The sequence below is a fragment of the Marinicauda salina genome (genome assembly GCF_003122085.1).
Classification (GTDB): domain Bacteria; phylum Pseudomonadota; class Alphaproteobacteria; order Caulobacterales; family Maricaulaceae; genus Maricicauda_A; species Maricicauda_A salina.
In genome coordinates this window covers 207,512-225,017 of record NZ_QEXV01000003.1, presented here as the reverse complement: position 1 = coordinate 225,017, position 17,506 = coordinate 207,512, and the positions used below count along the sequence as shown (strand labels likewise).

The 17,506-nt window shown below is 69.5% G+C and carries 16 protein-coding genes; 8 read left to right on the top strand and 8 right to left on the bottom strand.

The window, feature by feature from the left end; genetic code table 11:
* Window positions 1–7 precede the first annotated feature (7 nt).
* Genes DDZ18_RS06540 through DDZ18_RS06530 form a run of 3 tightly spaced genes read left to right on the top strand, consistent with a single transcriptional unit; the run spans window position 8 to window position 1,135 of the window.
* Window positions 8–457 (top strand): DNA polymerase III subunit chi, encoded by a 450-nt coding sequence (locus DDZ18_RS06540; protein ID WP_109252570.1) that lies wholly within the window; start codon window positions 8–10, stop codon window positions 455–457.
* Window positions 454–792 carry an I78 family peptidase inhibitor gene (locus tag DDZ18_RS06535; RefSeq protein WP_109252569.1) on the top strand — a complete coding sequence of 113 codons (339 nt, stop codon included), beginning with the start codon at window positions 454–456 and terminating at the stop codon, window positions 790–792. Before DDZ18_RS06540 ends, DDZ18_RS06535 begins: the two co-directional genes overlap by 4 nt.
* 10 nt (window positions 793–802) lie before the next feature.
* Window positions 803–1,135 (top strand): hypothetical protein, encoded by a 333-nt coding sequence (locus tag DDZ18_RS06530; protein WP_109252568.1) that lies wholly within the window; start codon window positions 803–805, stop codon window positions 1,133–1,135.
* A gap of 602 nt (window positions 1,136–1,737) precedes the next feature.
* Here DDZ18_RS06530 and DDZ18_RS06525 read toward each other — a convergent pair.
* A complete protein-coding gene (locus DDZ18_RS06525; RefSeq protein WP_109252567.1) occupies window positions 1,738–3,621 on the bottom strand; it encodes an ABC-F family ATP-binding cassette domain-containing protein in 1,884 nt (627 codons plus the stop codon).
* Between the two features lie 94 nt (window positions 3,622–3,715).
* Here DDZ18_RS06525 and ndk point away from each other — a divergent pair, with 94 nt between their 5' ends.
* A complete protein-coding gene (ndk, locus tag DDZ18_RS06520; protein WP_109252566.1) occupies window positions 3,716–4,138 on the top strand; it encodes a nucleoside-diphosphate kinase in 423 nt (140 codons plus the stop codon).
* Window positions 4,139–4,630: 492 nt separating this feature from the next.
* Here ndk and DDZ18_RS13715 read toward each other — a convergent pair whose 3' ends face one another.
* The 6 genes from DDZ18_RS13715 to purM form a co-directional block, all read right to left on the bottom strand.
* Complete coding sequence (locus DDZ18_RS13715; RefSeq protein ID WP_146190619.1) at window positions 4,631–5,038, bottom strand: hypothetical protein; 408 nt, start codon at window positions 5,036–5,038, stop codon at window positions 4,631–4,633.
* 89 nt (window positions 5,039–5,127) lie between these two features.
* Window positions 5,128–7,032, bottom strand: coding sequence for an N-acyl-D-amino-acid deacylase family protein (locus DDZ18_RS06515; protein WP_109252565.1), 1,905 nt, complete (start codon window positions 7,030–7,032; stop codon window positions 5,128–5,130).
* A 79-nt stretch (window positions 7,033–7,111) separates the two neighbouring features.
* On the bottom strand, window positions 7,112–8,443 hold the full coding sequence (locus DDZ18_RS06510; protein WP_109252564.1) for an MFS transporter: 1,332 nt from the start codon (window positions 8,441–8,443) through the stop codon (window positions 7,112–7,114).
* A 15-nt stretch (window positions 8,444–8,458) separates the two neighbouring features.
* Entirely contained in the window at window positions 8,459–8,875 is a 417-nt protein-coding gene (gene arfB / locus DDZ18_RS06505; RefSeq protein ID WP_109252563.1) for an alternative ribosome rescue aminoacyl-tRNA hydrolase ArfB, read from the bottom strand.
* 11 nt (window positions 8,876–8,886) lie between these two features.
* Window positions 8,887–9,543 carry a phosphoribosylglycinamide formyltransferase gene (gene purN / locus DDZ18_RS06500; RefSeq protein ID WP_109252562.1) on the bottom strand — a complete coding sequence of 219 codons (657 nt, stop codon included), beginning with the start codon at window positions 9,541–9,543 and terminating at the stop codon, window positions 8,887–8,889.
* Window positions 9,544–9,547: 4 nt separating this feature from the next.
* Window positions 9,548–10,579, bottom strand: a complete 1,032-nt coding sequence (purM, locus tag DDZ18_RS06495; RefSeq protein ID WP_233245741.1) for a phosphoribosylformylglycinamidine cyclo-ligase — start codon at window positions 10,577–10,579, stop codon at window positions 9,548–9,550.
* Window positions 10,580–10,743: 164 nt separating this feature from the next.
* Between purM and DDZ18_RS06490 the strand changes: the two genes are divergently transcribed.
* Genes DDZ18_RS06490 through DDZ18_RS06475 form a run of 4 tightly spaced genes read left to right on the top strand, consistent with a single transcriptional unit; the run spans window position 10,744 to window position 16,345 of the window.
* Window positions 10,744–11,901 (top strand): DUF2066 domain-containing protein, encoded by a 1,158-nt coding sequence (locus DDZ18_RS06490; RefSeq protein ID WP_109252560.1) that lies wholly within the window; start codon window positions 10,744–10,746, stop codon window positions 11,899–11,901.
* Window positions 11,877–12,614, top strand: coding sequence for a P-loop NTPase family protein (locus tag DDZ18_RS06485; RefSeq protein WP_233245740.1), 738 nt, complete (start codon window positions 11,877–11,879; stop codon window positions 12,612–12,614). Before DDZ18_RS06490 ends, DDZ18_RS06485 begins: the two co-directional genes overlap by 25 nt.
* 12 nt (window positions 12,615–12,626) lie before the next feature.
* Window positions 12,627–14,822: an RNA degradosome polyphosphate kinase gene (locus DDZ18_RS06480; RefSeq protein WP_109252559.1), complete on the top strand. Its 2,196-nt coding sequence runs from the start codon at window positions 12,627–12,629 to the stop codon at window positions 14,820–14,822.
* A complete protein-coding gene (locus DDZ18_RS06475; RefSeq protein ID WP_109252558.1) occupies window positions 14,819–16,345 on the top strand; it encodes a Ppx/GppA family phosphatase in 1,527 nt (508 codons plus the stop codon). Before DDZ18_RS06480 ends, DDZ18_RS06475 begins: the two co-directional genes overlap by 4 nt.
* Here DDZ18_RS06475 and rnd read toward each other — a convergent pair.
* Window positions 16,342–17,502 (bottom strand): ribonuclease D, encoded by a 1,161-nt coding sequence (rnd, locus tag DDZ18_RS06470; protein ID WP_109253073.1) that lies wholly within the window; start codon window positions 17,500–17,502, stop codon window positions 16,342–16,344. The genes DDZ18_RS06475 and rnd overlap by 4 nt on opposite strands.
* Between the last annotated feature and the right edge of the window lie 4 nt (window positions 17,503–17,506).

Below are 17,506 nucleotides of genomic sequence, written 5' to 3'. Positions count from 1 at the left end.
GGGCTGAATGACCGAACTCTGGTTCTACCATCTCGAACGCGCCAGCGTTGACGAGGCCTTGCCGGAGCTTCTTCACAAGCTGCTCGAACGCGGCGGGCGCGCGCTCGTCGTCTCGCCCGACGAAAACCGCATCGAGTCGCTCGACGCCCGGCTGTGGACCTGGCGCGACGACAGCTTCCTGCCGCACGGGCTGGCCACCGGCGCCGACGCGGCGCGCCAGCCCGTCCTGCTCGCCGGCGAGCCGCGCAACGTCAATCAGGCGAGCATGCTGTTCTGCCTCGACGGCGCCGATCCCGGCGAGATGGACGGCTGGGAGCGCGTGGTCGTGATGTTCGAGGACGCCGATCCCGCGAGCGTGAGCAAGGCGCGCGATCTCTGGCGCGGGTCGAAAGACGCCGGCGTTTCTGTATCCTACTGGCGACAGAGCCCCGAGGGCCGCTGGGAGAAGAAGGCATGACCCTGCGCATTCTCATCGCGGCCGTGGCGGGGCTCGCTCTTGGCGGCTGCGCGGGATGGCCCATGACGGGAAGCAAGGACGGCGAACCGGAGCCGGCGCCGATCGTCGATCGCACCGGCGATGTCGGCGGCGGGGAGGCGGCTCCCCCGAGCTGCGCGGCGGAGCGCTACCAGGTCCTGGTCGGCCAGCTGCGCGCCGAGATCGACGAGGCGAGCCTGCCCCATCCCTTGCGGGTCTATAATCGCGGCGACATGGTCACGCAGGACTATCGCCCGGACCGGTTGAACCTGGTCGTCGGCGCCGACGGGCGGATCGTCGAGGTCTATTGCGGGTGAGGAGGGGAGCATGATGCGGCTTGTCCTGGTGCTGGCGGGGGCGGCGGTCCTGGCCGGGTGCTCGATGTTCGCCAACGAGACCGCATCCTCCGACCTGCCGCCGCTCGGCGCGGTCCAGAGCGTCGACGCCGCCCCGGTGCGCGCCCCCGTGACCGGGACCTGTCCGATGACGGAGTTCCAGCACCTGGTGGGGCTTCGCCTCAGCGAGATCGACGCGCGCACGCTGCCCGACCCGTACCGCGTGCTGACCTATGACGCGCCCCGGACCTGGCGGCCGCAGGACGACCGGCTCACGATCCGGCTCGACGAGACCGAGATCGTCGAAAGCGTGACTTGCGGGTAGGGGGCTTCTTCGGACTTCGCAAGTTTTCTCAATCGTCATTCCCGCGAATGCGGGAACCCAGAGAGGCCGCGCGCGGTTTTCGACGCCTGAACTCCCGGACGCGCCGCAGGCGCGATCCGGGACCTCTGAGCGATTGTTCGCCGGGAGGCCCCGGCTCTCCCTGCGGTCGGCCGGGGTTTCATGACAACGCCCCCCCCACCCCGACCCTCCCCCGCAAGCGGGGGAGAGGAATCGGAGCCCGGCGCGGCCGTTCAGGAAAGCCATCGACGCCGGCGTCCCTTCTCCCCTCATGGAGGGGAGAAGTAAGATGAGGGGAGCTTGCGCGATTGTTCGCCGGGAGCCCCCGGCTCTCCCTTCGGTCGGCCGGGGTTTCATGACCCCGGCCCCCACCCCGACCCTCCCCCGCAAGCGGGGGAGGGGGAAGGGCGTCCCGCACGAATCGCAATTCTGCGGCGACGGATGCGTTTGCGGCGACGGATGCGTTTGCTGCGACGGGGGTCTTTGCGTGGACGAACGCCTCAGACGCTTCCGGTCTCCCTCCCCTCGAGGGGAGGGCCGGGGTGGGGTGAGACGAAACGCGCGCGTGCGCGAACGACGCCGCCCTACACCCCCGCCTCGGCCTTCGCGCGCGCCCAGGCGTCGTCGGCCTCGAGCCAGTTCTCTTCGGCCGCCTCGAGCAGCTCGGCGGCCTTGGCGCGCTTCTTGTTGAGCTCGGCGGCGAGATCGGGGTCCTTCTCCCACAGCCCCTCGGTCGCGAGGCCTGCGTCGATCTTCTCGATGACGCCCTTCAGCCGCTCGATCTCCTTCTCCCACTTCGCGGCCTCGGCCTTGAGCGGCTGGAGTTTCGCGCGCGCCTCGGCGGCGGAGCGCCGGCGATCGGCCTTCTGCCCGCCGGCGGGCTTGTCGGCGGCCGCGCCGGTCTCGGCCTGGAGAAGCTGGCGGCGATAGTCGTCGAGATCGCCGTCCCAGGGCGCCATCGCGCCCGCTTCGCACAGCCACAGCCGGTCGACGCAGGTCTCGATCAGGTAGCGGTCGTGGCTGATGACGATGACCGCGCCCTCATAGGCGTTGATGGCGTCCATCAGCGCGGCGCGGCTGTCCATGTCGAGATGGTTGGTCGGCTCGTCGAGGATGAGCAGGTGCGCGCCGTCGAAGCTGATGAGATTCATCAGGAGCCGCGCCTTCTCGCCGCCGGAGAGATTCTTCGCCGGCGTCTCCTGGCGGTCCGCGGGCAGCCCGAAGCGGGCGAGCCGCGCGCGGCGCTGGGCCTCGGTGGCGTCCTCCATCAGCTCGAGCACATGGTCGTAGGCCGACCGGTTCGGGTTGAGCGCGTCGATCTGGTGCTGGGCGAAATGGGCGATCTGCAGCTTCTTGTGCATGCGCAGATGGCCCGCCGTCAGCGGCAGCGCGCCGGTGAGGAGCTTGGCGAAGGTCGACTTGCCCGAGCCGTTGCGGCCGAGAATGCCGATCCGGTCGTCGGCGTCGATGCGCAGGTCCATGCCCGACAGCACGGGGTCGTCCTCGGAATAGCCCGTCGCGCCGTCCTCGATGCGGATGAGCGGATTGCCCATGCGCCGCTGCGGGGCGGGCAGGTCGAAGGGCGCGACCGGGTCCTCGACCATGGTCGCCACGGGCTGCATCTTCTCCAGGCGTTTCACCCGCGACTGCGCCTGGCGGGCCTTCGACGCCTTGGCGCGGAAGCGGTCGACGAAGGCCTGCAGGCGCCGGCGCTCTTCCTCCTGGCGTTCCAGCATCTTCATCTGCAGGCGCTGGCGCTCGGCGAGCTGGCGCTCGAACTGGTCGTAGCCGCCCTCCCAGATCGTGATCTTGCCGTCCTTGAGGTGCGCGATCGCGTCCACGCAGGCGTTCAGCAGATCGCGGTCGTGGGAGATGATCAGCGCCGCGCCGGGGAATTTCTTGAGATGGCTTTCCAGCCAGATCGCGCCCTCGACGTCGAGATAGTTGGTCGGCTCGTCGAGCAGCAGCAGGTCGGGCTCGGCGAACAGGGTCGCGGCCAGCGAGACGCGCATCCGCCAGCCGCCGGAGAACTCCGCGCACGGCCGGCACTGGGCGGCGTCGTCGAAGCCGAGCCCCTTGAGGATCGACGCCGCGCGCGCCTCGGCCGAGTGCGCGCCGATATCGGCCAGCCGCGTCTGGATCTCTGCGATGCGGTTGGGCTCCGTCGCCGTCTCGGCCTCGGCCAGCAGCGCTGCGCGCTCGACATCGGCGGCGAGCACGTAGTCGATCACGCGGGTGGCGTCGCCGGGCGCCTCCTGCTCGACATAGCCCAGCCGCGCGTCGGGATGCAGCCGCACCGCGCCGTCGTCGGCCGCGGCCTCGCCGCGAATGAGCTTGAACAGCGTCGTCTTGCCCGTGCCGTTGCGCCCGACCAGGCCGAACTTCGTCTTCGCGGGCAGGTGGAAGGTCGCCCGGTCGAAGAGAAGCCGCCCCTCGATGCGGTGGGAGAGATCGTTGACGTGGAGCATGGCGCGTCGAGCTAGCACGGCTTCACAGCCCGGTGAAGCACGGCTATAAGCCGCCGCAAATTCCCTCCCCGCCGATTTCGAGGACGTTCATCCCATGGCCATCCAGCGCACCTTCTCCATCATCAAGCCGGACGCGACCGCCCGGAACATCACCGGCAAGATCAACGCGATGATCGAGGACGCCGGCCTGCGCATCGTCGCCCAGAAGCGGCTGCGCCTGACGAAGCAGCAGGCCGAGGACTTCTACGCCGTCCACAAGGAGCGGCCCTTCTACAACGACCTCGTGGCCTTCATGACGTCGGGCCCGGTCGTGGTGCAGGTCCTCGAGGGCGACGACGCCATCAAGCGCTATCGCGACGTGATGGGCGCGACCAATCCCGACGAGGCCGCCGAGGGCACGATCCGCAAGAAATTCGCCGAGTCGATCGAGGCCAACTCCGTCCACGGCTCGGACGCGCCCGAGACCGCCAAGGAGGAGATCAAGTTCTTCTTCTCCGACGACGAGATCGTGGGCTGATCCAGCGGCCTCATGACGTCCGCCGCCTGCGGGCGGCGGGCGGTCTCAAGACGCGAAAAGCCCCGGCGGAGACGCCGGGGTTTTTTGTTGGGGTTTGAGACTGGGGCGCGGCCGAGGCGTCTCGCCCCTGGATCCCCGACGGCCTGCGGCCTCGGGGATGACGGCAGGAGGGCGAATCCTTTCCCCTCCTTTCCTCGTCATTCCCGCCCCCGCCTTCGCGGGGGTGAACTTCGGCGGGAACCCAGAGTCTGTGAGCCGCCGCCTCGCCGATCCGCGCTCGTGCGTACGACGCACCCTTAGCGGGAAAACCTACGCCATTGGCGCGTCGGGTGCCTAGCGGCCATGACTGGTCGGGTCCGCCGGTTCAGCGCGTCGGAGGCACGGGTGGGGTGTAGGCGAGTTGGGACGAGTTGAGCGCGTGCGCCGCCGTGGCGTTTGCGTCATCCACAGCAGGCTCAAACACCAAATCGCACGAATATTGACCCCATCCTATCAACCAGAAATGGCTGAATCCCAACCATCGGGACAAGATTCAACATCGCTAACCACAGATAATCGATTTAACAAATCCTGATCCCATTCTCGATATAGAGATGAAAATTGATTTGATTCATCCCAGTAGGTTTCAATCATCCTTCCATATTTCGGGATGTGCACGGTATAAAAAACATGATATTCTCTAGAATTATTTATCACTTCTAAAAATGGTCCGCCTGATATAAAATCAGCATTTATGTCTTGAGCAAAATAATGTAGTGTTTCTTCCATTATGCTGTCGTGTTCTTCATTGTATTCCATTATGTAACATGATTTTAGATATAGCGCCGTTCTTTCTGGCGAATTGCATGCATTCAACATGAGCAGCAAGCCGCTCAGAAAGGAAAAGAGTTTTCCATTCATCCGATGAATCCATCTCTCAATGGTCGGCGCATGGGGATTTGCGAAGCTTTCCTTGATCCGTGCCCGCTGGAAATCGCGCCACGTCCACCTCACTCCGCCGCCACGGCCTCGACGTTCGCCTCGGCGCGCCAGTCGCGATGGCGCAGGGCGCGGCCGAGGCGTCTTTCGCCCAGCGCCTCGGTGAAGCCGTCCCCGGTCCAGGCGCGTTCGCCGCCGATGAGGACATGGGCGACGACGCCGTCGGAGCGGTTGACCAGCTGCTCGTGCTCGAATTCGGCGCGATGGACGAAGGCCGTGTTGGCGTCCGAGTCGTAGGCCGACAGCGCGTCGGGATCGATGACCACGAGGTCGGCGACGTCGCCGACCTCCATGCGCCCGGCGTCGACGCCGATGAAGTCGGCGGGCTCGCGCGTGAGACGCTTCACCTGGGCGGCGACGCGGTGCAGGCCCTCGTCCTGGGCGACCTGCAGGCAGCGCAGATTGCCGTCATAGAACGCCATGTTGGTGAGATGCGCGCCGGAATCGTTGAAGCCGGGCAGGATCTGCGGGTCGTTGAGCAGATCGCGCACCACCGCCGGATCGCGATTGGCCGAGACCGTCCACCAGCGCAGGTCCGTGTCGTATTCGCGGAACAGGGCCAGCACGAAGCCCGGCTCGGCGATGGCCTCGTCGGGCAGGGCGGCGAAGGCGGCCGCCTCCTCGGCGTCGCGGGCGGCCTCGGGCTCGTCGCGCCAGAGCTGATAGCGGCAGAAGATCTCGGCGAAGGTGTCGCCGGCCCAGACTTCGGGGCCGCCGGAATGGACCACCATCTGCGCGAAGTCGCGGTCGAAGGCGAGCGTCTCCATCCTCAGCTTGCGCTTGAGCCGCGCCGGGCCGAAGCCGGTCTTGCCGTGCATCCACATCTTCGCGAAGCGCGCGCGGAAGCCGGGATCGTCGAGCAGGGCGCGGCGGCCGGCTGAGTCCTCCAGGTCGAACTCGTTGAGCTCGCGCAGCTCGGCGATCTCCTCGGCGAGCGGGTTGATCGGCCCGTCCCAGTAGACCTTGAACGGCGCGGCCAGCGCCTGGAAGCGGAAGCGCCCGTCGAGGATCGAGGAGTTGAACAGGCCGGTGAGCGTGCGCGCCAGGCGCACGATCGAGCCGTTCGAGGCGACGTCGAGGGCGGCCACGGCGGTGATCTTGAGCGGCTTGCCGTGGAGCCGCCCGCTGGTCAGCAGGAAGTTCGCGATGACGTCCTTCGGACTGTCCTTGGGCGGGGTGGCCTGCCACAGCCGGTCGCGGCGTCGCAGGATGTCGGTGAGGCGCTTGAGCTCCTTGCGCGAGCCGAACTGCGAGGGGATCTTCGTGCGCCGGTGCGGGTCCTCGGCGAGGAAGTGGAAGGGCAGGGCGTCGGTCGAAAAGCCGACATAGCCCTCGTCCATGGCCGTCTCGAGCAGGCGCTCCATCTCGGAAAGCTCGGCCGCATCGGGGTCGCGGGTCACGGATTCCTTCAGCCCCATTACCTCGGCGCGCAGCATGGAGTGCGGGATCATGGGGATGACGTTGGGCCCGACGGGAAGGGCGTCGAGATGGGCGTAGTACTCCGCGCTGGTGGACCAGTCGCACCTGTCGGCGACCTTCTTGAGCACGGACTTGGGGATGTTCTCCACGCGGGCGAAGCAGTCGACGATCGGGTCCTCGCCGTTGCGCCGCTGGGCGCCGTAGACCACGCCGAGCGAGCAGTTCGACATCAGCACCGTCGTGGTGCCGTGGCGGACGGCTTCCGGCAGGCCCGGGGCGAGTTCGACCTCGAGATCGAAATGGGTGTGGATGTCCAGAAGGCCGGGCATGACCCACTTGCCCGCCGCGTCGATGACGGTCCCGGCGGCGTCCGCGTCGAGCTTGGGCCCACGCGCCGCGACGCGGCCGTCCTTGATCGCGACGTCCTCGACGACGGGATGCCCGCCGGTCCCGTCGAAGACGAGCCCGCCGCGGATGAGCGTGTCCCAGGCTGTCATGTCCCGTCCTTCCGGTCTCCCTTCGCGGAGCGGAGCCGAGGCGGGCGTATGCGTCAAGGGAAGGCCGCTGTCGCGCGCGTCAGCCGGAGACCTCCTTCAGCCGCAGCGACAGCGCCGAGGCGATGAGCGTCGAGCTCGCGAGGATGACGAGAATCCAGGGGCCCGTGAGCGCGTAGGCGACGCCCGTGATCGCGCCCAGCGCGAGCACGAGCACGCCGATCACGGTGTTCGACACCGCGGTGTAGGCCGCGCGCGTCTCGGCGGTGGCGAGGTCTACGACATAGGTCGACCGGCCCAGCCGCACGCCCTCGTGCGACAGCGCCAGCACGAACAGGGCGGCGACATACCAGGCCGAAGAATCCGACCCCGGCGGATGGAGGAAGGCGCCCGCCGCGGCGATCGCCGCCGACAGCGTCGCCGCCAGGCCGGCCGCGATCAGCACGCCCCGGCTCGACCGGTCGGCGAACCGGCCCCATATCCAGCCGCTTGCAAGGCTCGCCGTCGCCGAGGCGATCAGGAAGCCGCCGAGGCCGGCCAGCTCCGCGCCGGTCTGCTCGCGCGCCACGGCCACATAGAAGGGCGGCGAGAGCGAGGTCGCGATGAAGGCCGTCCGCGCGATCACGAAGCGCCGGAAGGGCGCGTCGTCGCGCAGGATCGCAAGCTGACGGATCGCCTCGACGGCCGCGTTGCCGCCGCCCTCGGTCGCGCCGGGCTCCTCCTTGAGCAGCGTGTAGGCGCCCGCCGCGATCAGCCAGAGCACGGCCGCGACGATGAGCAGCGTGGCGAAGAAGACCGGCCCCGCGCCCTCGGCGAAACCGAAGATGAGCGCGCCGCCGAAGACCAGCGCGGCCGCCCCCGACAGGCTGGAGGCGTAGCCCGACACCGCGCCGCGGCGCGTCTTCGAGACGGTCTTGCCGAGCACGTCCTTGTGGGAGACCGAGCACATCCCGCGCGCCAGCGCGAAGGCGCACACGAGCGCCAGGATCGTCCAGCCCGCCGCTGCGCCGCGCATCGTCAGCGCGACGCCGGCCATAGCGATCAGCGCGGCGGCCTGTCCGACGGAGCCCGCCGACCAGAACCACTTGCGCACGGGCCGCTCGCGCACCGCCCGGGCGATGAAGAGCTGCGGGATGAGCGAGAGCGACTCCCGGGCCGGGGCCAGCAAACCGATCAGATAGCCCGGCGCGCCGAGCGCGGTGAACAGCCAGGCCAGCGTGATCTTCGGGTCGATCAGCCGGTCTCCGGTCTTGGTCAGCGTCAGCGCGAGGCTGGAGTAGAAGAAGTTCCGCGGCTGGTGATGGCAGGCGGATTCGGGGATGTCCTTGCAGACCCGGGCGTCCTCGTCGTCGCCGTAGAGCGCGGCGTAGACCGGGGCGGCGAGCGCGTCGGCGCGATCTCTCGGTGCGGGCAGGGCGGCCTCCCGAACTTATTCTTCCGGCTTCGGTTTCGAGCGCAAGGACTTGACTCGGCTGCGTCTTTCCTTCGCCGCCTTCTGGCGACGAACCGAGGCCGCCGAGGGCCGCGTGCGCCGCCGCGGCTTCGGCTTTTTCAGCGCCTTGCGGATCAGCGCGGTGAGGCGTTCGCGCGCGGCCTCGCGATTGCGCTCGCGCGAACGCTCGCCGTGGGCCTTGACGATGAGCACGCCGTCATGGGTCATCCGCGAGCCGGCGAGATCGGCGAGCCGCTTCTTGACGTCGTCGGACAGATCGGAGCCGTCGACGTCGAAGCGCAGCTGCACGGCGGTCTCGGCCTTGTTGACGTGCTGGCCGCCCGGGCCGGGCGAGCGCGTATAGCGCTCTTCGATCAGGGCCTCGTCGATCACCATGTGCTCGGTGATGCGCATGGCCCGTCCCGTCAGGTCTGCGGATTGAACAGCGTCAGGCCGGCCTCGGCCGCCACGGCGGCCTCCATGCGCACGCGCTCGCGCGTGACGCGGGCCTTGCCCTCGACCACCAGGCGCACGCAGGCGGGATAGAGCTTGTGCTCGGCCTCGAGCACGCGCGCGGCGAGGGTGTCGGGATCGTCGTCGGGCAGCACCGGCACGGCGGCCTGGCCGATGATCGGGCCGTCGTCCATTTCCGGACGGACGAAATGCACCGTCGCGCCGTGGATGCGCACGCCGGTCTCGATCGCGCGCTCATGCGTGTGCACGCCCTTGAAGGCCGGCAGCAGCGACGGGTGGATGTTGAGCAGCTGGTTCTTCCACTTGTCGACGAACCAGGGCGTCAGGATCCGCATGAAGCCGGCCAGACACACGAACTTGGCGCCGGCCTCGCGCAGCGCGGCGTCGACCTCGCGCTCGTAGGCCTCGCGGTCGTCGAACAGGGTGTGATCGATGAATTTCGTCTCGAGGCCCGCGTCACGGGCGCGCTCGAGCCCGCGCGCGCCGGCCTTGTTGGAGAGCACCAGCGCGATCTCGGCGGGGAAGTCCGGCTCGGCGCACGCGTCGATCAGCGCCTGCAGATTGGACCCGCGCCCGGAGACGAGCGCGGCGATCTTGGTCTTCGCCATGGGATCAGCCCGCTTTCAGCTCGCCGACGACGGCGGCGGTCTCGCCCGCCGCGGTCAGCGCATCCACCATCGCGTCGGCGTCGCCCGCCGCGACCGCGGCGATCATGCCCAGCCCGCAATTGAAGGTGCGCCGCATCTCCGCCTCCGACACCCCGCCGGCCTCCGCCAGCCAGTCGAACACCGCGGGCCGCTCGAACGATCCGTAATCGACGGAGAAATCGAGCCCGTCGGGCAGCATGCGCGGCGTGTTCTCGGTGATCCCGCCGCCGGTGACGTGGGCGAGCCCCTTGATCCGGCCTTCGCGCACGAGCGGCAGGAGCGCCTTCACATAGATGCGCGTGGGTTCGAGCAGCGCCTCGCCCAGCGGGCGCTCCGGCGCGAAGGGGGCGGGACCCTCCCAGCCGAGCCCGGCGCGCTCGACGATGCGGCGGATCAGCGAATAGCCGTTCGAGTGCGGTCCCGAGGAAGCCAGCCCGATCAGCGCGTCGCCCGGCGCCATGTCGGCCTCGCGCGGCAGCAGGCGGCCGCGCTCGGCGGCGCCGACGACGAAGCCGGCGAGATCGAAATCGCCGGCGGCGTACATGCCCGGCATCTCGGCGGTCTCGCCGCCGATGAGCGCGCAGCCCGCCTCGCGGCAACCGGCGGCCACGCCCTCGACGACCCGCGCGCCGGCCTCGGGCGACAGCTTTCCGGTGGCGAAATAGTCGAGGAAGAAGAGCGGCTCGGCGCCTTGGGCGAGGACGTCGTTGACGCACATCGCCACGAGATCGATGCCGACGGTCTCAAGCCGGTCGGTGTCGATGGCCAGGCGCAGCTTGGTGCCCACGCCGTCGGTTCCCGACACCAGGATGGGATCGTCATACCCCGCCGCCTTGAGGTCGAACGCGCCGCCGAAGCCGCCGAGCGCGGCCTCCGCGCCCGGCCGCGCGGTGGATTTCGCCAGCGGCTTGATCGCCTCGACGAGCGCGTCGCCGGCGTCGATGTCGACGCCGGCCTCGGCGTAGGTCAGGCCGTTCGATCGGGTTTCGTCAGCCAAGGGGAGGGCTCCGGGCCGGCTGGACAGGTGTGATTCCGGGAATTGTTTAGCCGCGAACGCGCCCGCGCGCGAGGGGTTCGCGTTCATGCGGCTCAGCGCGGGTCTTCACCGCAAGGCGCGGACAGGTATAGTCGCCGGCGAATGCTGCTTTCCGGAGATGCGCGATGGACCGCCCGCTCGTACAGGCCTTCCGCGACACGCTCGCCGCGCTCGGCGCGGCGCTGGCGTTCGCCGGCGCGGCGCTCGCCGCCGACCCCTTCACGGTCGTCGGCGTCGAGGTCGACGCCGAGGCCGACACCGCCACCCAGGCCCAGCGCCTGGCGCTGGCCCAGGGCCAGGCGCTCGGCGCTCAGCGCCTGATCGAACGGCTGACCCTGCCGGAGGATCGGCTCGCCGCGGCGATGCCGACGATCGATCCCGATCGCGCCGCCGAGCTGCTGGCGGGTCTGCAGATCTCCGACGAGCAGCGCTCGGCGACGCGCTACCTCGCCTCGCTCACGCTGGAGTTCGACGACGGCGCGGTGCGCGAACACCTCGAGGGCTACGGCGTGCCCTATGTCGAGGCGCAGTCGCGGCCGGTCCTGGTGCTGCCCGTGCTCGACCGGGACGGGGAGACGACGCTCTGGGAGGGGCCTTGGTACGAGACCTGGCTGACCGGCGGCTACGATCACGCGCTGACGCCGTTCGTCGGGCTGGGCTCTCAAACCCAGCCGGTCGAAGACCCCGAAACCGATTACAGGCCGCGAAACCGCGCCTCCGAGGAGCCGGCCCCGCTCGGCCGCGACGTGCTGTTCACCGAGGATGCGCTCAGGCTCGACGAGTACGCGCTGCGCGAGATCGCCGAGCTCTATGACGTCGAGGCCGTCGCGGTCATCGTCGCGCGCGCCTCCGGCGGCGAGGACGAGGACGCCGAGCCGCGCGTGCGCGCCGGCGGCACGCTGCTCGACTTCTCCGGCGAAACGACCCGGCGCGAAAGCCTGCCCGACGTCATCGGCCGCGGCTTCGACGCCGCGGCGGCGCAGATCGTCTATGAGCGGCAGGAATCCTGGAAGCGGATCAATATCGTGCGCGAGACCGAGCGCCGCATGCTGGAGGTGACCTTCATCTTCGACGGGCTGCGCCAGTGGCGGAACCTTCAGCGCGCGGTGGCGGGCGCCTCGCTCGTCGATGAGGCCCGGCTGGACGCGCTCTCGCGCGGCGGCGCGGTCATGACGCTGACCCATCGCGGGGCGAGCGAGCAGCTGCGCACCGAACTCGCCCAGCGCGGCGCGCGGCTCGAAGAGGACGCCGATCTGGGATGGACGGTCCGCGCCAGTCGATGACGCCGCTGCCGGCGTCGCGAACAGGCCAGCTCGCGCTCGATCTCTCGAGCGCCCCGGACTATCGCGCCGAGGCCTTCGCGGTCAGCGAGTCGAACGCCGCGGCGCTGGCGATCGTCAACCGCTGGCCGAGCTGGCGCCAGGGGCATCTCCTGCTGATCGGTCCGCCGGCGTCGGGCAAGACGCATCTCGCCGAGATGTGGCGGACGCGCGCGCAGGCGCGCCGCGTGGACGCGCGCGCGCTTTCGGACGCGCTGTCCGGGCTCGAGCCGGACGCCGCCGTGCTGGTCGAGGACTGCGACCGGGGCGTCGACGAGGACGGCCTGTTTCATCTGCTCAACCGGACGGCGGGCGAGACTGGCGCGACCGCTCTGCTCACGGCTCGGCGCGCGCCCGGGGAATGGCCGGTCGCGCTGCCGGATCTCGCCTCCCGGCTGGCGGCGGCGGAGACCGCCGTGCTGCACGAGCCGGACGACGCGCTGTTGCGCCAGGTCATGGAGAAGCTGTTCCGCGACCGGCGAACGCCGCTCTCGGCGGGGGTGCTGGAATACCTGCTCGCGCGGATGGAGCGCTCGGTCGCGTTCGCGCGCCTGCTGGTGGAGACGCTCGACCGCGCCGCGCTCGCGCGGAAGAAGCCGGTGACGCGAAGCCTTGCCCGCGACGCCCTCAGCGCCTTATTGACCGATGAGGCGGCCGCCGTCGCCGACGACGGCTGAGCGGAGGCGACGATGACCGAGGCGGTTTCGAGCGAGGCGGACGCGGCGCTTCCCGACGTCGACGCCCTGCGCGTTTCGCCGGAGCGCTTCCTCAATCGCGAGCTGTCCTGGCTCGAGTTCAATCTGCGGGTTCTCGAGGAAGCCGAGAACCCCGCCCATCCCATCCTCGAGCGGCTGCGCTTCCTGTCGATCTCGGCGAGCAATCTCGACGAGTTCTACATGGTCCGCGTGGCCGGCCTGCGCGCCCAGGTGCGCAACGGCGTCGATCGGCCCGGCCAGGACGGCCTGACGCCGGCCCGGCAGCTGGAGAAGATCAACGCCGCCGCCGGCAGGCTGATGGAGGACCAGCAGGAACGCTGGCGCGAGATCCGCGACGAGATGAGGAAGGAGGGGGTCGAACTCGTCGGCGTCGAGGATCTCTCGGCCCAGGACAAGGCCTGGCTGCGCGACGACTTCCTGGCGCACACCCTTCCCGTGATCACGCCGCTGGCGATCGATCCGGCGCATCCTTTCCCGTTCATTCCCAATCTCGGCTTCGCGCTGGTGCTGAAGCTCAAGCGCGAGCGCGACGGCAAGATCATGAACGCACTGCTGCCGCTGCCGGCCGGCGTGCGGCGCTTCGTCGAAATCCCCAGCCGGCGCAAGAACAGGCGCGGCGGTCCGGTGAAGCGCTTCATCGCGCTCGAGACCGTGCTGATCCTGTTCATCGACGCGCTGTTCCCGGGCTACGAGCTCCTGGGCAAGGGCGCGTTCCGGATCATCCGCGACTCCGATATCGAGATCGAGGAGGAGGCCGAGGACCTCGTCCGCGAGTTCGAAGCGCTGCTCAAGCAGCGCCGGCGCGGCGTGCTCGTCCGGCTCAAGATCGACGCCTCGATGCCCGAGGAGCTCAGGCGCTTCATCATCCAGCAGCTGCGCGCCGAGCCCCAGGACGTCGTCCTTGTCGACGGCATTCTGGGGCTGTCCCAGCTCGAGCAGCTCATTCCCGACGACCGGCCGGATCTCAAGTTCGAGCCCTACGAGCCGCGCTTCCCCGAACGCATCAAGGACCACGGCGGCGACGCCTTCGCCGCGATCCGCGCCAAGGACCTCGTGGTCCACCATCCCTATGAGAGCTTCGACGTGGTGGTGCAGTTCCTGCGCCAGGCCGCGGCCGATCCCGACGTCGTCGCGATCAAGCAGACGCTCTACCGGACCTCCAAGGACTCGCCGGTCGTCGCGGCGCTGATAGAGGCGGCCGAGGCGGGCAAGAACGTCACCGCGCTCGTCGAGCTCAAGGCCCGCTTCGACGAGGAGGCCAATCTCAAGTGGGCCCGCGATCTCGAGCGCGCCGGCGTGCAGGTCGTCTTCGGCTTCATCGAGTACAAGACCCACGCGAAGGTCTCGCTGGTGGTCCGCCGCGAGGGCGCCGAGCTGCGCGCCTACGCCCATTTCGGCACCGGCAACTACCACCCGGTCACCGCGCGGATCTACACCGACCTGTCGCTGTTCACCGCCGACCCGGCCTGCGCGCGCGACGCCGGGCGCATCTTCAACTACGTCACCGGCTACGCGCGGCCGACCTCGCTCGAGAAGCTGTCGATCTCGCCGATCGGCATGAAGGAGCTGCTGCTCCAGAAGATCGACCGCGAGATCGCCAACGCCCGCGCCGGCGAGCCGTCGGGCATCTGGGCGAAGATGAACGCGCTGGTCCACGCCGAGATCATCGACAAGCTCTACGAGGCGAGCGCGGCGGGCGTGCCCGTCGATCTCGTGATCCGGGGCATCTGCTGCCTGCGCCCGGGCATTCCGGGCCTGTCGGAGAATATCCGGGTCAAGTCGATCGTCGGCCGTTTCCTCGAGCATTCCCGCATCGTGTGCTTCGCCAACGGCGCGGCGATGCCCTCGACCAGCGCGGAGGTCTTCATCTCGTCGGCCGACTGGATGCCGCGCAATCTCGATCGCCGGATCGAGACGTTGTGCCCGATCGAGAATCCGACGGTCCATCGCCAGATCCTCGACCAGATCATGGTCGCCAATCTCAATGACGAGACGCAGAGCTGGACCATGAACCCGGACGGATCCTACACCCGCGTCGACAACTCGGGCGTCGAGGAGCCGTTCTCCGCCCACGCCTATTTCATGACCAATCCGAGCCTTTCCGGCCGCGGCCAGGCGCTCAAGCACGACCAGCCGCCGGCGTTTCCCTTCATCGGGCCGAGGCGTTGACGCCGGTTCCGGCGAGCGCCCCGCCCGAGAGTCTCGCCGAGGCGCCCGCGCGGCGGGACGTCGCCGTCATCGATATCGGCTCGAACTCGGTGCGCCTGGTTCAGTTCCGGATCGAGGGCCGGGCGCTCTGGCCGGTGTTCAATGAAAAGACCATGGCCGGGCTGGGCCGCGACGCGCGCGAGACGGGCCGCCTCAATCCCGAGGGCGTCGAGAGCGCGATGCGCGCGCTCAAGCGTTTCGCCCGACTCCTGGACGCCAAGCATGTCGGGGAGCGCCACGCCGTCGCCACGGCCGCGGTGCGCGACAGCGAGGACGGGCCGGATTTCGTCGCCCGCGCGGAGCGCGAGACCGGGCTCGATATCGAGGTGCTTTCCGGCGAGGAAGAGGGGCGGCGTTCGGCGATCGGCGTCATCGGCGGGGTCGGCGACGCCGACGGGGTCGCCGGCGATCTCGGCGGCTCCAGTCTCGAACTCACCCCGCTGTCGGGCCGGCGCGCGGGGGCGGCGGTTTCGCTGCCGCTGGGCCCGCTCGCGGTCCACGGGGAGGGCCCCGGCGACCCGAAGGCGTACAAGGCCGCGATCGACGCCGGGCTCGAGCGCGCCGCCCCGGTCCTCGATCGCGCCGGACCGGTCTTCTACGCCGTCGGCGGCGCCTGGCGGGCCTTCGCCCATCTCGCCATGGCGCTCGACGACTACCCGCTGATCCTGCTGCACCAGTATGCGTTGCGTCCCGAGCAGGTCGCGCGGGCGGCCGACTTCGCCGCCACGCAAAGCGAAGCCTCGCTGGCGAGCATCCCCGGCGTGTCGAGCAAGCGCGCGCCCACCTTGCCCTACGCCGCGCTTCTGCTCAAGCGCCTGATCAGGCATGGCGGATTCGAACGCGTCGTGTTCTCCGCGAACGGCCTGCGCGAGGGCGTCGTGTACGCCGCCGATTCGAGCCTCGTCGCCGACGGCGATCCGCTGCTCGACGCCGCCGAGGCGCTCGTGCGTAACGCCTCGCCCGAGCCGGGATTCGGTCCGGCGCTGGCGGCGTGGATCGCCCGGGCCTTCGAGGCCGAACCCGAAGTGTTCGGCCGCGCCCGCGACGCGCTGGTGCGCGCGGCCGCGGCGCGGCTGACGGATATCGGCGCGCGCATGCATCCCGATCACCGCGCCGAGCTCGCAACCACCCAGACGCTCTACGCCCCGTTCGGCGGGGTCAGCCACGGCGAGCGCGCGTTCCTCGCCCTGGCGATGCATCACCGCTACGCCGGCCGCAAGCCGCGCGAAGAGACCTGTCCGAGCCGGCGCCTGCTCGACGACGCGGGCGAGGAGGCGGCGATGCGCGTCGGGCTCGCCTTGCGGCTGGGCGCGGCGCTGTCGGGGCGATCGGCGGGACTGCTCGAGGCGTTCCGCCTGGAGCGGACCGAAGCCGAGCTGGTGCTGCGCGTCGAGCCGGGTCGCGAGGAGCTCGTGGTCGAGCGCGCGCTTCAGCGCTTCGAGCAATTCGCTGACGCGATGGGGCTGACGCCGCGGGTGATCTAGGTCGCGCGGCGCTCGACGGCCGTCACGCGGCCGTCCTCGAGCACGAGGGCGAGTTCGCCGCGCTTGAGGCGCAGGGCGGCCTCGCCGAACACGTCGCGCCGCCAGCCCGAAAGCGCGGCGACGTCGGCCTCATCGCTCTCGGCGATCTTCTCCAGATCGGCGACATTGGCGATGAGGCGCGGCGCCACGCCGGCGTCTTCGGCGACCATCTTCAGGAGCACTTTCAGCATCTCGACGACGGGGCCGAGATTGCCCGGCGGCGGCGGACGCTTCTCCACCTTCGGGGCGTAGGCCTTCGGATCATCCATCGCCGTGCGCAGGTGATCGAGGAGCCGCTCGGCCGGCCGGGAGCGCTCGAAGCCCCGGGGCACGGCGCGCAGCTCGGAGAGCTGATCGGGCGAGACCGGCGCGGCCTGCGCGATCTCGTAGAGACCGTCATCCTTCATCACCCGGTTGCGCGGCATGTCGCGCGTCTGAGCCTCGCGTTCGCGCCACTCCGCGGCGGCCTTGAGCGCGGCGAGCCATTTCGGCGTGGTCTTGCGGATCTTCAGCCGCCGCCAGGCGTCCTCCGGCTCCGAGCGATAGGTGCGCGGATCGGTCAGCGTGCCCATCTCCTCGTCGACCCAGCCCTCGCGGCCCTTGTCGGCCAGCCGGTCACGGAGCATCGGGTAGAGATCGCGCAGATGCGTGACGTCGGCGAGCGCGTAGTCGGCCTGCTTCTTCGACAGAGGCCGGCGCGACCAGTCGGTGAAGCGCGAGCCCTTGTCGATGTCCCGCTTGAGCAGCGCGCGCACGAGATTGTCGTACGAGATGGAATCGCCGAGGCCGACGGCCATCGCCGCGATCTGCGTGTCGAAGAGCGGCTTCGGGATCAGCTCGCCGCCGAGAAAGAAGAAGATCTCGATGTCCTGCCGGCAGGCGTGGAACACCTTGGTGACGGTCTCGTCGGTGAGGAATTCCAGGAACGGGCCGAGATCGAGCTCCTCCGAAAGCGGGTCGATGAGGAACTCGTCGTTTCCGGCCGCCGCCTGGATCAGGCAGAGCTGCGGCCAGAAGGTCGACTCGCGCATGAACTCGGTGTCGACGGCGGCGAAATCGGCGGAGCGGAGGGCGTCGGCGGCCTGCTCCAGCTCCTTCGTGGTCTTGATCAATTCCATGGCG

Excerpts from the sequence above, each read along its gene's own strand:
- DDZ18_RS06525 (WP_109252567.1), bottom strand. The coding sequence starts at position 3,621 with ATGCTCCACGTCAACGATCTCTCCCACCGCATCGAGGGGCGGCTTCTC.
- DDZ18_RS06485 (WP_233245740.1), top strand. The coding sequence starts at position 11,877 with ATGGACGGTCCGCGCCAGTCGATGACGCCGCTGCCGGCGTCGCGAACA.
- DDZ18_RS06490 (WP_109252560.1), top strand. The coding sequence starts at position 10,744 with ATGGACCGCCCGCTCGTACAGGCCTTCCGCGACACGCTCGCCGCGCTC.
- DDZ18_RS06540 (WP_109252570.1), top strand. The coding sequence starts at position 8 with ATGACCGAACTCTGGTTCTACCATCTCGAACGCGCCAGCGTTGACGAG.
- arfB (WP_109252563.1), bottom strand. The coding sequence starts at position 8,875 with ATGCGCATCACCGAGCACATGGTGATCGACGAGGCCCTGATCGAAGAG.
- DDZ18_RS06535 (WP_109252569.1), top strand. The coding sequence starts at position 454 with ATGACCCTGCGCATTCTCATCGCGGCCGTGGCGGGGCTCGCTCTTGGC.
- DDZ18_RS06530 (WP_109252568.1), top strand. The coding sequence starts at position 803 with ATGATGCGGCTTGTCCTGGTGCTGGCGGGGGCGGCGGTCCTGGCCGGG.
- DDZ18_RS06480 (WP_109252559.1), top strand. The coding sequence starts at position 12,627 with ATGACCGAGGCGGTTTCGAGCGAGGCGGACGCGGCGCTTCCCGACGTC.
- DDZ18_RS13715 (WP_146190619.1), bottom strand. The coding sequence starts at position 5,038 with ATGAATGGAAAACTCTTTTCCTTTCTGAGCGGCTTGCTGCTCATGTTG.
- rnd (WP_109253073.1), bottom strand. The coding sequence starts at position 17,502 with ATGGAATTGATCAAGACCACGAAGGAGCTGGAGCAGGCCGCCGACGCC.
- purN (WP_109252562.1), bottom strand. The coding sequence starts at position 9,543 with ATGGCGAAGACCAAGATCGCCGCGCTCGTCTCCGGGCGCGGGTCCAAT.
- ndk (WP_109252566.1), top strand. The coding sequence starts at position 3,716 with ATGGCCATCCAGCGCACCTTCTCCATCATCAAGCCGGACGCGACCGCC.
- DDZ18_RS06515 (WP_109252565.1), bottom strand. The coding sequence starts at position 7,032 with ATGACAGCCTGGGACACGCTCATCCGCGGCGGGCTCGTCTTCGACGGG.